At 69.2% G+C, this 12,379-nt stretch carries 9 protein-coding genes and 1 pseudogene; 3 read left to right on the top strand and 7 right to left on the bottom strand.

What is annotated here, in order from left to right:
* Positions 1 to 255: 255 nt before the first annotated feature.
* The 3 genes and pseudogenes from ABZ208_RS26930 to ABZ208_RS26920 all read left to right on the top strand — a co-directional run.
* On the top strand, positions 256 to 1,026 hold the full coding sequence (locus tag ABZ208_RS26930) for an ABC transporter ATP-binding protein (RefSeq protein WP_356912037.1): 771 nt from the start codon (positions 256 to 258) through the stop codon (positions 1,024 to 1,026).
* 14 nt (positions 1,027 to 1,040) lie between these two features.
* Positions 1,041 to 3,749, top strand: a complete 2,709-nt coding sequence (locus ABZ208_RS26925) for a fumarate reductase/succinate dehydrogenase flavoprotein subunit (RefSeq protein WP_356912036.1) — start codon at positions 1,041 to 1,043, stop codon at positions 3,747 to 3,749.
* A gap of 85 nt (positions 3,750 to 3,834) precedes the next feature.
* A pseudogene (locus ABZ208_RS26920) lies at positions 3,835 to 3,960 on the top strand (Uma2 family endonuclease); the annotation flags it as partial.
* 134 nt (positions 3,961 to 4,094) lie between these two features.
* Here ABZ208_RS26920 and nuoN read toward each other — a convergent pair.
* The 7 genes from nuoN to nuoH are packed head-to-tail and all read right to left on the bottom strand — an operon-like array spanning position 4,095 to position 12,322.
* Positions 4,095 to 5,747: an NADH-quinone oxidoreductase subunit NuoN gene (nuoN, locus tag ABZ208_RS26915; RefSeq protein WP_356912035.1), complete on the bottom strand. Its 1,653-nt coding sequence runs from the start codon at positions 5,745 to 5,747 to the stop codon at positions 4,095 to 4,097.
* Positions 5,744 to 7,315: an NADH-quinone oxidoreductase subunit M gene (locus ABZ208_RS26910; RefSeq protein ID WP_356912034.1), complete on the bottom strand. Its 1,572-nt coding sequence runs from the start codon at positions 7,313 to 7,315 to the stop codon at positions 5,744 to 5,746. Before ABZ208_RS26910 ends, nuoN begins: the two co-directional genes overlap by 4 nt.
* A gap of 1 nt (position 7,316) precedes the next feature.
* Positions 7,317 to 9,212 carry an NADH-quinone oxidoreductase subunit L gene (gene nuoL / locus ABZ208_RS26905; protein WP_356912033.1) on the bottom strand — a complete coding sequence of 632 codons (1,896 nt, stop codon included), beginning with the start codon at positions 9,210 to 9,212 and terminating at the stop codon, positions 7,317 to 7,319.
* 15 nt (positions 9,213 to 9,227) lie between these two features.
* On the bottom strand, positions 9,228 to 9,527 hold the full coding sequence (gene nuoK, locus ABZ208_RS26900; RefSeq protein WP_242329220.1) for an NADH-quinone oxidoreductase subunit NuoK: 300 nt from the start codon (positions 9,525 to 9,527) through the stop codon (positions 9,228 to 9,230).
* Positions 9,524 to 10,348 (bottom strand): NADH-quinone oxidoreductase subunit J, encoded by an 825-nt coding sequence (locus ABZ208_RS26895; protein WP_356912032.1) that lies wholly within the window; start codon positions 10,346 to 10,348, stop codon positions 9,524 to 9,526. Before ABZ208_RS26895 ends, nuoK begins: the two co-directional genes overlap by 4 nt.
* Positions 10,345 to 10,962: an NADH-quinone oxidoreductase subunit NuoI gene (gene nuoI, locus ABZ208_RS26890; protein ID WP_356912031.1), complete on the bottom strand. Its 618-nt coding sequence runs from the start codon at positions 10,960 to 10,962 to the stop codon at positions 10,345 to 10,347. Before nuoI ends, ABZ208_RS26895 begins: the two co-directional genes overlap by 4 nt.
* Positions 10,925 to 12,322: an NADH-quinone oxidoreductase subunit NuoH gene (gene nuoH / locus ABZ208_RS26885; RefSeq protein WP_356912030.1), complete on the bottom strand. Its 1,398-nt coding sequence runs from the start codon at positions 12,320 to 12,322 to the stop codon at positions 10,925 to 10,927. Before nuoH ends, nuoI begins: the two co-directional genes overlap by 38 nt.
* Positions 12,323 to 12,379: the final 57 nt, after the last annotated feature.

The following is a 12,379-nucleotide window of genomic DNA, read 5'->3' as shown; positions in this document are numbered from 1 at the left end:
CGCGCCTCGATCTCCCCCAGACTCCGACCGGGGGACCCCCACGAGGCTGATTGACGCCAGCAGATCCAGCCCGTCCGGCGTGGGAGGTACCCCCACCTCAGGCCGTACGGGGGCCTGGGGGCTCGCCCCAGTTCGGGGTGGGGTACCTCCCACGGCCGCCAGGCCGTAGGGGAGGGCGGGTACGGGAGAGAGCCCGCCGCAGGCGCCCCCACCCGCAACCCCGCCGCACACCGCACCCCCAAGGAGGCGTAACCCATGACCACACCCCCCGAAACCACACTCGCCCCCTCCCCCGCCCCACCCCGCGGGACCCGGCTCACCCTGCGCGGAGCACGGCTCGGGCGCCCCGGCGCCCACGTTCTCGACGGGGTCGATCTCGATGTCGTACCGGGTGAGATCCTCACCGTCGTCGGACCGTCCGGATGCGGCAAGTCCACCCTGCTCCGCACCCTCGCCGGGCTGCTCCCGCCCCTCGGGGGCGAGGTCGCGCAGGACGGTGAGCCCATCACCGCCCCCCGTGCCGACCGCGCGCTCGTCTTCCAGGACGATGCCCTTCTGCCGTGGCGCACCGTGCGCGCCAACGTCGAACTGCCCCTCGCCATCAGGGGCGTCCCACGCCCCACGCGGCGGGCCGTCGCCGAGAGGTGGCTCGAGCGGGTCGGCCTCGCCGGGCACGGGACGAAGTTCCCGCACAAGATCTCCGGCGGCCAGCGCCAGCGCGTCCAGCTCGCCCGCGCCCTCGCGGGTGAGCCGCGGGCCGTGCTGATGGACGAGCCGTTCGGGGCGCTGGACGCCCAGACCCGGGCCGGCATGCAGCAGTTGCTGGTCGATGTGCTGCGCGGCACCGGCGCCACCGTCGTCTTTGTCACGCACGACGTGGACGAGGCGCTCTTCCTCGCCGATCGCATCGCGCTCCTCGGCACCGGCCGCGTCCTCGACGTACCCCGCCCGCGCGACCGCGAGGCCCATGGCGACCCCGCCACCGTCGCCGTGCGCCGCACCGTCCTCGAATCCCTCGGTACCTGAGAGGCAGCAAACCCATGGACATCCCCTCCCTCGCGGACGCCGACGAGCTCTCCTGCGACGTCCTCGTCATCGGTGGCGGTACGGCCGGGACCATGGCCGCCCTGACCGCGGCCGAGCACGGCGCGAACGTCCTCCTGCTGGAGAAGGCGCACGTACGGCACTCCGGCGCGCTCGCCATGGGCATGGACGGCGTCAACAACGCCGTCATCCCGGGCCGCGCCGAACCGGACGACTACGTCGCCGAGATCACCCGCGCCAACGACGGCATCGTCGACCAGTCCACGGTCCGCCAGACCGCGACCCGCGGCTTCGCGATGGTGCGGCGCCTGGAGTCGTACGGAGTGAAGTTCGAGAAGGACGAGCACGGCGAGTACGCGGTCCGTCAGGTGCACCGCTCGGGCTCGTACGTGCTGCCCATGCCCGAGGGCAAGGACGTCAAGAAGGTCCTCTACCGGCAGCTGCGCCGCCGTGAGATGCGCGAGCGCATCCGGATCGAGAACCGGGTGATGCCGGTGCGTGTACTCACGGCGGACGGCAGGGCGGTGGGCGCGGCCGGGTTCAACACCCGCACCGGGCAGTTCGTGACCGTCCGGGCGGGTGCCGTGATCCTCGCGACGGGCGCGGCCGGACGGCTCGGCCTGCCCGCGTCCGGCTATCTCTACGGCACCTACGAGAACCCCACCAACGCCGGCGACGGCTACGCCATGGCGTACCACGCGGGTGCCGAGCTCACCGGTATCGAGTGCTTCCAGATCAACCCGCTGATCAAGGACTACAACGGCCCGGCGTGCGCCTATGTCGCCAATCCCTTCGGCGCGTACCAGGTCAACCGGCACGGTGAACGCTTCGTCGACTCGGACTACTGGTCCGGCCAGATGATGGCCGAGTTCGCCGAGGAGCTGGCTTCGGAGCGCGGCCCGGTCTATCTGAAGCTGAGCCATCTGCCGGAGGAGTCCCTCGCCGCGCTGGAGGGAATTCTGCACACCACGGAACGGCCCACGCGCGGCACGTTCCATACGGGCCGCGGGCACGACTACCGCACCCATGACATCGAGATGCACATCTCGGAGATCGGCCTGTGCGGCGGCCATTCGGCGTCGGGCGTACGGGTCGACGACCATGCCCGCACCACCGTGCCCCGCCTGTACGCCGCCGGGGACCTGGCCTGCGTACCGCACAACTACATGATCGGGGCCTTCGTCTTCGGCGATCTCGCGGGCGAGGACTCGGCCCGGTACCGCCCGTACGAGGGCGAGTTGCCGACCGACCAGCTGCGCGAGGCCCACGAGCTGGTCTACCGGCCGCTGCGCCATCCGGACGGACCGCCGCAGCCCCAGGTCGAGTACAAGCTGCGCCGCTTCGTGAACGACTATGTGGCGCCCCCCAAGTCGGGATCCCGGCTGTCCCTCGCAGTGGAGCACTTCGAGCGGATGCGCACCGAGATCGAGGAGATGGGTGCCACGACTGCGCACGAGCTGATGCGCTGCGCGGAGGTGAGCTTCATCCGGGACTGCGCCGAGATGGCGGCGCGTTCGTCGCTGGCGCGGACGGAGTCGCGCTGGGGCCTGTACCACGAGCGCACGGACCATCCGCGGCGTGACGACGAGGGCTGGCTGCACCACCTCGATCTGCGCAAGTCCCCCTCCGGCGCGATGGAGTTCACCGCCCGTCCGGTGGCCCCCTACCTCGTCCCGGTCGACGAGTTCACGCCGGTGGGCGGCCCGTCCCGGCATCTCGGCGAGGTCCGGCTCGAACAGGTCGCGACGGCGGGGCCGCGTGAGGTCGCGCCGACCGGGTCCCGTATCGCCGCGCCGGTACCGACCGAGACCCGGACCGTGACCGCCTCCCCGCGCATCCTGGAGCTGGTGGGCCTCGCCGACGAGCAGCCTGAACTCGCCGTGCTCGCCCCCTACTTGGCGGACCCTGATCCGGCGGTCCGCCGGGCGGCGGTCGCCACGCTCACGGAGACCACCCCGGACGGCACCGGACCCGCACTGGCCGCCGCGCTGGCGGACCCGGACACGGGGGTACGGTCAGCGGCCGGGGAATCACTGCGCGAGCTGGTGGAGACGCTGCCGCCGGAACCGGCACTGCGGGAGCCGCTCGTCGCGGCCCTGTCGTCCGGTGACCCGGCGGTCCGTACGGCCGCGCTGGACGTCCTGCGCGCCCTGAAGCTGGCCGGTCCCGCCGCATACTCGCCCGTCCTCGGCGACCCGGACATCGGTGTGCGGATCGCGGCGGTCCGCGCCCTGGTCTCGGTCGACGCCGTCGAGGCGTTGGAGGCGGCCGTGGCCGACCCCGCCCGCGAGGTCCGCGTCGCGACGGCGAAGGGCCTGGCGGCGGTGACCGACCCGCGCGTGCTCGCACCGCTCACGCTCTTGGTCCGCGACGACGACGTCCTGGTGCGCGCGGCCGCCTTCGAGGCTCTCGGCACCACGGGGTGCCCCCCGGAGCTCGCGGAGGCGGTGGTGACAGCACTGGCGGACGCGGCCTGGCAGGTCCGTGCCGGGGCGGCCACCGCCCTGCGCGGCGCGACCGCCGGCGTGGCGGTTCCCGCTCTGGCCAAGGCGCTCGGCGACGCCAACGCTGATGTGCGCAAGGCTGCGGTGCTCGCCCTGCTCCGCCACACCTCCACCGAGGAGGCCCGCGCCGCACTGGCCTCGGCGGTCCACGACCCGGACGCGGATGTCCGGGCATACGCGGGCCGGGTCAACACCAGGTGATGCGTACACACGTACGCGGGGTGTTGATCCCTTTGCGGCCGATACGCTGGACGGGCCCGCGAGACTCCGTCGCATGGGAGCACTGATGAGTGTCGACCCCGAGACCCAGGAGCAGGATCAGGGACCGCGCTGGCCTGTCCCACCCTTGGGCGGCTGGACCGCTGACGACCTGGACAAGCTTCCGAACCTGCCTCCGCACACGGAGCTGATCCCTGTTGACCTCGACCTCACCGCGATCACGGCGAAGCGCAGCCGCAAGGCCCCCGAGCAGTAGCCGTCCCGGCACATCGAAGGTCCGGCGCCTCCCCCGAGGAGGCGCCGGACCTTCGGTGTGGACATGCGCCGCTACCGCACGAACACTCCCGCCTGGCTCGCCAGGTCCAGGAAGTACTGCGGCGCCACACCCAGCACCAGCGTCACCGCGACGCCGACGCCGATCGTCGTCATCGTCAGCGGCGACGGCACGGCGACCGTGGGGCCCTCCGGCTTCGGCTCGCTGAAGAACATCAGCACGATGACCCGGATGTAGAAGAACGCGGCGATCGCGGACGAGATCACACCGACCACGACCAGCGCACCCGCGCCGCCCTCCGCCGCCGCCGTGAAGACCGCGAACTTTCCGGTGAAACCGGAGGTCAGCGGAATGCCGGCGAAGGCGAGCAGGAACACCGCGAACACGGCGGCCACCAGCGGTGACCGACGTCCGAGTCCGGCCCACTTGGACAGGTGCGTCGCCTCGCCGCCCGCGTCGCGGACCAGGGTGACGACGGCGAAGGCGCCGATCGTCACGAACGAGTAGGCGAGCAGATAGAACAGGACGGACGAGATGCCCTCGGGCGTGGTCGCGATGACACCGGCGAGGATGAAGCCGGCGTGCGCGATCGAGGAGTAGGCGAGCAGCCGCTTGATGTCGGTCTGGGTGATGGCGACGATCGAACCGCCCAGCATCGTGACGATGGCGACGGCCCACATGACCGGGCGCCAGTCCCAGCTCAGGCCGGGCAGCACCACATACAGCAGCCGCAGCAGCGCACCGAACGCGGCGACCTTGGTGGCCGCGGCCATGAAGCCGGTGACCGGGGTCGGCGCACCCTGGTAGACGTCCGGCGTCCACATGTGGAACGGCACCGCACCGACCTTGAACAGCAGACCCGTGAGGATCATCGCGCCGCCGATCAGCAGCAGAGCATCATTGCCCATGGTGCCCGCGAGCGCCGGATCGATGGTGCGCACGCTGCCGTCGACGACATCCGCGATCTGCGCGTACGAGACCGAGCCCGCGTACCCGTACATCAACGCGATGCCGAAGAGCAGGAACGCGGACGAGAAGGCCCCCAGCAGGAAGTACTTCACCGCGGCCTCCTGCGACAGCAGCCGCTTGCGGCGGGCCAGCGCGCACAGGAGGTAGAGCGGGAGCGAGAAGACCTCCAGCGCGATGAAGAGCGTCAGCAGATCGTTGGCCGCCGGGAAGACCAGCATGCCGGTGATCGCGAACAGTGCCAGCGGGAACACCTCGGTGGTGGTGAACCCGGCCTTGACCGCGGCCTTTTCAGCGTCGCTGCCGGGTACCGACGCGGCCTGCGCGGCGAACGAGTCGACGTGCTTGCCGTGGGCCACCGGATCGAGCCGGCGCTCGGCGAAGGTGAAGACCGCGACCAGCGAGGCCAGCAGGATCGTGCCCTGCAGGAACAGTGCCGGTCCGTCGACCGCGATCGCGCCCATGGCCGCGATCTGGGCCTTGGTCGTGGCGTGTCCGCCGGCCGCGAGCGCGACGACCGCCGCGAACGCGGCGGCGAGGGAGACGACGGTCAGGAACACCTGGGTCCAGTACCGCGCCTTGCGCGGGACAAAGGCTTCCACGAGCACGCCCACGATGGCGGCGCCGACCACGATCAGCGCGGGTGCCAACTGGGCGTACTCGATGTGGGGCGCGGGGATCTTGCCGATCGGCTCGACCGCCGCCGTCGTCCACAGGCTGTGGACAGCTGTAGCGCTCACTTGGCCGCCTCCACCTCGGGCTGGGGGTCCTTCTTCTGGACGTCGGACATCGTGTACTCCACCGCCGGGTTGACGATCTCCGTCAGCGGCTTCGGGAACACACCGAGGAGGAGCAGCAGGGCGATCAGCGGAGCGACCACCACCAGCTCACGGGGCCTGAGGTCCGGCATCTTGCTCACCTCGGGCTTCACCGGGCCCGTCATCGTCCGCTGGTAGAGGACGAGGGTGTAGAGCGCGGCGAGCACAATGCCGGAGGTGGCGATGATGCCGGCGACCGGATAGCGCGCGAACGTGCCGACCAGGACCAGGAATTCACTGACGAAGGGCGCGAGGCCCGGCAGCGAGAGAGTGGCCAGACCGCCGATCAGGAACGTGCCCGCGAGCACCGGGGCGACCTTCTGCACACCGCCGTAGTCGGCGATGAGCCGGGAGCCGCGCCGCGAGATCAGGAAACCGGCCACCAGCATGAGTGCGGCGGTCGAGATCCCGTGGTTGACCATGTACAGCGTCGCCCCGGACTGGCCCTGGCTGGTCATCGCGAAGATGCCGAGGACGATGAAGCCGAAGTGCGAGATCGAGGCGTACGCGACCAGGCGCTTGATGTCGCGCTGGCCGACCGCGAGCAGTGCACCGTAGACGATGCTGATCAGCGCCAGCACCACGATGACCGGCGTGGCCCACGTCGACGCCTCCGGGAAGAGCTGGAGACAGAAGCGCAGCATCGCGAATGTGCCGACCTTGTCGACGACGGCCGTGATCAGCACGGCGACCGGCGCGGTCGCCTCACCCATGGCGTTGGGCAGCCACGTGTGCAGTGGCCACAGCGGCGCCTTGATCGCGAAGGCGAAGAAGAAGCCGAGGAAGAGCAGCCGCTCGGTGGTGGTCGCCATCTCCAGCGAGCCGGACGCCCGGGCTTCGGCGATCTCGGTGAGCGAGAAGCTCCCCGCGACGACATAGAGCCCGATGACGGCGGCCAGCATGATCAGCCCGCCGACCAGGTTGTACAGCAGGAACTTCACGGCGGCGTAGGACCGCTGGGCCGCCGCGTTCTCGTCGGTGCCCGCGTGCGCCCGGTCGCCGAAGCCGCCGATGAGGAAGTACATCGGGATGAGCATGGCTTCGAACAGGATGTAGAAGAGGAAGACGTCGGTGGCCTCGAAGGAGAGGATCACCATCGCCTCGACCATCAGGATCAGGGCGAAGAAGCCCTGGGTCGGCCGCCAGCGCGACGACTTCGTCTCCAGAGGGTCGGCGTCGTGCCAGCCGGCCAGGATGATGAACGGGATCAGCAGCGCGGTCAGCGCGATCAGCGCCACCCCGATGCCGTCCACACCCAGCTCGTAGCGGACGCCGAAGTCCTTGATCCAGGCGTGCGATTCGGTGAGCTGATAGCGCTCGCCGCCGGGCTCGAACCGTACGAACACGATGGCGGCGAGCACCAGAGTGGCGAGCGAGACCAGCAGCGCCAGCCACTTGGCGGCCGCCCGCCGTGCGGCGGGCACGGCCGCCGTGGCGATCGCACCGACCGCGGGCAGCAGCGCTGTGGCCGTCAGAATCGGGAACGACATATCAGACCGCCCTCATCAGCAGGGTCGCGGCGATCAGGATCGCCGTACCGCCGAACATCGAGACCGCGTAACTGCGGGCGTAGCCGTTCTGCAGCTTGCGCAGCCGGCCCGAGAGTCCGCCGACCGAGGCGGCCGTGCCGTTGACGACTCCGTCGACCAGGGTGTGGTCGACATAGACCAGGGAGCGGGTGAGGTGCTCGCCGCCGCGGACCAGGACCACATGGTTGAAGTCGTCCTGGTACAGGTCGCGGCGGGCGGCCCGGGTGGGCCACGAGCCGCGCGGGGCGACGACCGGCACCGGCCTGCGGCCGTACTGCGCGTAGGCGAGAGCGACGCCGACCACCATCACCGCGACGGTCGCGGTGGTGATCGCACCCGCGCCGATCGGCGGGTGCCCGTGGTCGAAGCTCGTCACCGGCTCCAGCCACTTCACGAACGACTCGTGGAAGGAGAACAGCCCGCCCGCGAAGACCGATCCGAAGGCCAGCACGATCATCGGCACCGTCATCGTCTTCGGTGACTCGTGCGGATGCGGCATGTCGCCCTTTTCGTCGGCCTGCCAGCGCTTCTCGCCGAAGAAGGTCATCAGCATCACTCGCGTCATGTAGTACGCGGTGATCGCGGCACCGAGCAGGGTGACCGCCCCGAGGATCCAGCCCTCGGTGCCCCCCTTGGCGAACGCCGCCTCGATGATCTTGTCCTTGGAGAAGAAGCCGGACAGACCCGGGAAACCGATGATCGCCAGATAGCCGAGCCCGAAGGTGACGAAGGTGATCGGCATGTACTTCCTCAGGCCGCCGTACTTCCTCATGTCGACCTCGTCGTTCATGCCGTGCATGACCGAACCGGCACCGAGGAAGAGACCGGCCTTGAAGAAGCCGTGCGTCACCAGGTGCATGATCGCGAAGGCGTAGCCGATGGGGCCGAGGCCCGCGGCCAGGATCATGTAGCCGATCTGCGACATCGTCGAACCGGCCAGCGCCTTCTTGATGTCGTCCTTCGCGCAACCGACGATCGCACCGAAGAGGAGCGTGACCGCGCCGACGACGGTGACGACGAGCTGTGCGTCGGGCGACGCGTTGAAGATCGCGCCGGAGCGGACGATCAGATAGACACCGGCGGTCACCATGGTCGCGGCGTGGATGAGGGCCGAGACCGGGGTCGGGCCCTCCATCGCGTCTCCGAGCCAGGACTGCAGCGGCACCTGGGCGGACTTGCCGCAGGCGGCCAGCAGCAGCATCAGGGAGATCGCCGTCAGCGTGCCCTCGCCGGTCTCCCCCACGGCCCCGAAGACCGGCCCGAAGGCGAAGGTCCCGAACGTGGTGAACATCAGCATGATGGCGATCGACAGCCCCATGTCGCCGACGCGGTTGACCAGGAAGGCCTTCTTCGCCGCGGTGGCCGCGCTGGGCTTGTGCTGCCAGAAGCCGATGAGCAGGTACGAGGCGAGGCCCACGCCTTCCCAGCCGACGTACAGCAGCAGGTAGTTGTCGGCGAGGACCAGCAGCAGCATCGCCGCGAGGAACAGGTTCAGATAACCGAAGAAGCGGCGGCGGCGCTCGTCGTGCTCCATGTACCCGACCGAGTACAGATGGATGAGCGAGCCGACACCGGTGATCAGCAGGGCGAAGGTCATCGACAGCTGGTCGAGCTGGAAGGCGACGTCCGCCTGGAAGCCCTCGACCGGGATCCAGCTGTACAGATGCTGGGTCAGGGTCCGGTCGTCGCCGGGCCTGCCGAGCATGTCGGCGAAGAGCACGACGGCGATGACGAACGACACGGCGGCGAACAGGGTGCCGAGCCAGTGGCCGGCGCGGTCGAGCCGGCGTCCGCCGCACAGCAGGACCACCGCTCCGAGCAGAGGCGCCGCGACGAGCAGCGCAATGAGGTTCTCCACGATTCTCCCGACCCCTTACAGCTTCATCAGGCTGGCGTCGTCGACCGAGGCCGAATGGCGGGACCGGAACAGCAGCACGATGATCGCGAGCCCGACCACGACCTCCGCGGCGGCGACCACCATCGTGAAGAACGCGATGATCTGGCCGTCGAGATTGCCGTGCATCCGGGAGAAGGCGACGAACGCGAGGTTGCACGCGTTGAGCATCAGCTCGACACACATGAACACCACGATCGCGTTCCGCCGGATCAGAACTCCCGCCGCGCCGATGGTGAACAGCAGGGCGGCGAGATAGAGGTAGTTGACCGGATTCACCGCTTGGCCTCCTCTTCGTCCCGGTCCCGTCCGAGCCGCTCCTCGGAGCGCTGTTCCAGCGCCTTGAGGTCGTTGAGCGCATCGGTCGACACATCACGGATCTGGCCGCGCTCGCGCAGCGTCTTGCTCACGGTGAGCTGGGACGGGGTGCCGTCCGGCAGCAGACCGGCGATGTCCACCGCGTTGTGCCGGGCGTAGACGCCGGGGGCGGGCAGCGGCGGCAGGTGCTTGCCTTCCCGTACACGCTGCTCGGACAGCTCGCGCTGGGTCTTGGCCCGCTCGGTGCGCTCCCGGTGGGTGAGCACCATGGCACCGACGGCCGCGGTGATCAGCAGCGCGCCGGTGATCTCGAAGGCGAAGACGTACTTGGTGAAGATGAGCCGGGCCAGGCCCTCGACATTGCCCCCGCTCGCGCTGTTGGCGACGCCCAGGCCGTTGAAGGTCTTCAAGGAGGCGTTGGCGATACCGGCGATGAGCAGCACACCGAAGCCCAGCCCGCAGAGCGCGGCCAGCCAGCGCTGGCCCTTCAGCGTCTCCTTGAGCGAGTCGGCGGCGGTGACGCCGACCAGCATGACGACGAAGAGGAACAGCATCATGATCGCGCCGGTGTAGACGATGATCTGGACGACCCCGAGGAAGTACGCCCCGTTGGCGAGGTAGAAGACCGCCAGAATGATCATGGTCCCGGCCAGGCACAGCGCGCTGTGCACCGCCCGCTTCATGAGCACCGTGCCCAGCGCTCCCAGGACGGCGACCACCCCCAGCACCCAGAACTGGACGGCCTCACCCGTCGAAGTGGCCGATGCGGCAAGGGCGTTCATGCGTCCACCTCCTCGCCCTTCTCACCCTTGGAGACGGCGACCTGCTGGACCGTGCCGGGCGCGGCCTCGGTGACCAGACCCTGGTAGTAGTCCTGCTCGTCCGTGCCGGGGTAGATCGCGTGCGGCGAGTCGACCATGCCCTCGTCCAGACCGGCGAGCAGCTGCTCCTTGGTGTAGATGAGGTTCTCGCGGCTGCTGTCGGCGAGCTCGAAGTCGTTCGTCATCGTCAGCGCGCGCGTCGGGCAGGCCTCGATGCACAGTCCGCACAGAATGCAGCGGGCGTAGTTGATCTGGTAGACGCGGCCGTACCGCTCGCCCGGGGAGTAGCGCTCCTCGTCGGTGTTGTCCGCGCCCTCCACATAGATCGCGTCCGCCGGACAGGCCCAGGCGCACAGCTCGCAGCCGACGCACTTCTCCAGTCCGTCCGGATGGCGGTTCAGCTGGTGCCGGCCGTGGAAGCGCGGCGCCGTCACCTTCTGCTGCTCCGGGTACTGCTCGGTCAGCCGCTTCTTGAACATGGCCTTGAAGGTCACGCCGAAGCCGGCAACCGGATTCTGGAACGTGCTCTCGGATTCCTCAGACACCGTCAGCCTCCTTTCCGTCACGAGGACCATCACTGTCAGTATTGGGTCCGCCACTGACAATCAGCTCGCGGTCACCGCGCGGACGCCTGCGCGGCACCGGCGGCAACTCCTGCCCGGGCAACGGCGGTACGGGGAAGCCGCCCGCCATCGGGTCGAACGCGGCGGGCTCCGGCTTCGCGGCCTCGGCGGCCTTCTCCTTCTTGCCGCGGAACATGTCCGCGACGAAGGAGAGCAACAGGACCGCGATCACGGCGCCTCCGACGTACAGCACGATCTGCTGGAAGTCGTAGTTCTCGTTGCGCAGCGCCCGCACGGTCGCCACCAGCATCAGCCAGACCACCGAGACCGGGATCAGGACCTTCCAGCCGAGCTTCATCAGCTGGTCGTAACGGACCCGGGGCAGGGTGCCGCGCAGCCAGATGAAGAAGAAGAGCAGCAGCTGGACCTTGATGACGAACCAGAGCATCGGCCACCAGCCGTGGTTCGCGCCCTCCCAGAAGGTGGAGATCGGGTACGGGGCCCGCCAGCCGCCCAGGAACAGGGTGACCGAGACGGCGGAGACGGTGACCATGTTGACGTACTCGGCCAGCATGAACATCGCGAACTTGATGGAGCTGTACTCGGTGTTGAAGCCGCCGACCAGGTCGCCCTCGGACTCCGGCATGTCGAACGGAGCCCGGTTGGTCTCGCCGACCATGGTGACGACGTAGATGATGAAGGAGACCGGCAGCAGCACGATGTACCAGCGGTCCGCCTGCGCCTCCACGATCGCCGACGTGGACATCGACCCGGAGTAGAGGAAGACCGAGGCGAACGCCGCGCCCATCGCGATCTCGTAGGAGATCATCTGCGCGCAGCTGCGCAATCCGCCGAGCAGCGGGTACGTCGAGCCCGACGACCAGCCCGCCAGCACGATGCCGTAGATGCCGACCGAGGCGACCGCCAGGATGTAGAGCATCGCGATCGGCAGGTCGGTGAGCTGCATCGTGGTGCGCTGCCCGAAGATCGACACCTCGTCGCCGGCCGGTCCGAACGGGATCACGGCGATCGCCATGAACGCCGGGATGGCGGCGATGATCGGGGCGAGGACATAGACGACCTTGTCCGCCCGCTTGACGATCACGTCTTCCTTGAGCATCAGCTTGATGCCGTCGGCCAGCGACTGGAGCATGCCCCAGGGGCCGTGCCGGTTGGGACCGATGCGCAGCTGCATCCAGGCCACCACCTTGCGCTCCCACACGATGGAGAACAGCACGGTGACCATCAGGAAGGCGAAACAGAACACGGCCTTGATGGCGACCAGCCACCACGGGTCGCGCCCGAACATCGACAGGTCCTCGAGTGCGAGAACACTGCTCTGGACTTCGGCGACATGAGCCGGCGCGATCATGCGCACACCTCCGATACGGGGGCGGCCGGTGCAGCGCCCGGCAGAACGGCGCGGGCC

This window comes from Streptomyces sp. NPDC006208, assembly GCF_040613775.1.
GTDB lineage: Bacteria > Actinomycetota > Actinomycetes > Streptomycetales > Streptomycetaceae > Streptomyces.
This window is presented reverse-complemented; position numbering and strand designations above follow the sequence as displayed.

Bases quoted from the DNA above. Each gene is read 5' to 3' on its own strand.
- nuoI (WP_356912031.1), bottom strand. From the start codon at position 10,962: ATGGTCCTCGTGACGGAAAGGAGGCTGACGGTGTCTGAGGAATCCGAG.
- ABZ208_RS26895 (WP_356912032.1), bottom strand. From the start codon at position 10,348: ATGAACGCCCTTGCCGCATCGGCCACTTCGACGGGTGAGGCCGTCCAG.
- ABZ208_RS26930 (WP_356912037.1), top strand. From the start codon at position 256: ATGACCACACCCCCCGAAACCACACTCGCCCCCTCCCCCGCCCCACCC.
- nuoH (WP_356912030.1), bottom strand. From the start codon at position 12,322: ATGATCGCGCCGGCTCATGTCGCCGAAGTCCAGAGCAGTGTTCTCGCA.
- ABZ208_RS26910 (WP_356912034.1), bottom strand. From the start codon at position 7,315: ATGTCGTTCCCGATTCTGACGGCCACAGCGCTGCTGCCCGCGGTCGGT.
- ABZ208_RS26925 (WP_356912036.1), top strand. From the start codon at position 1,041: ATGGACATCCCCTCCCTCGCGGACGCCGACGAGCTCTCCTGCGACGTC.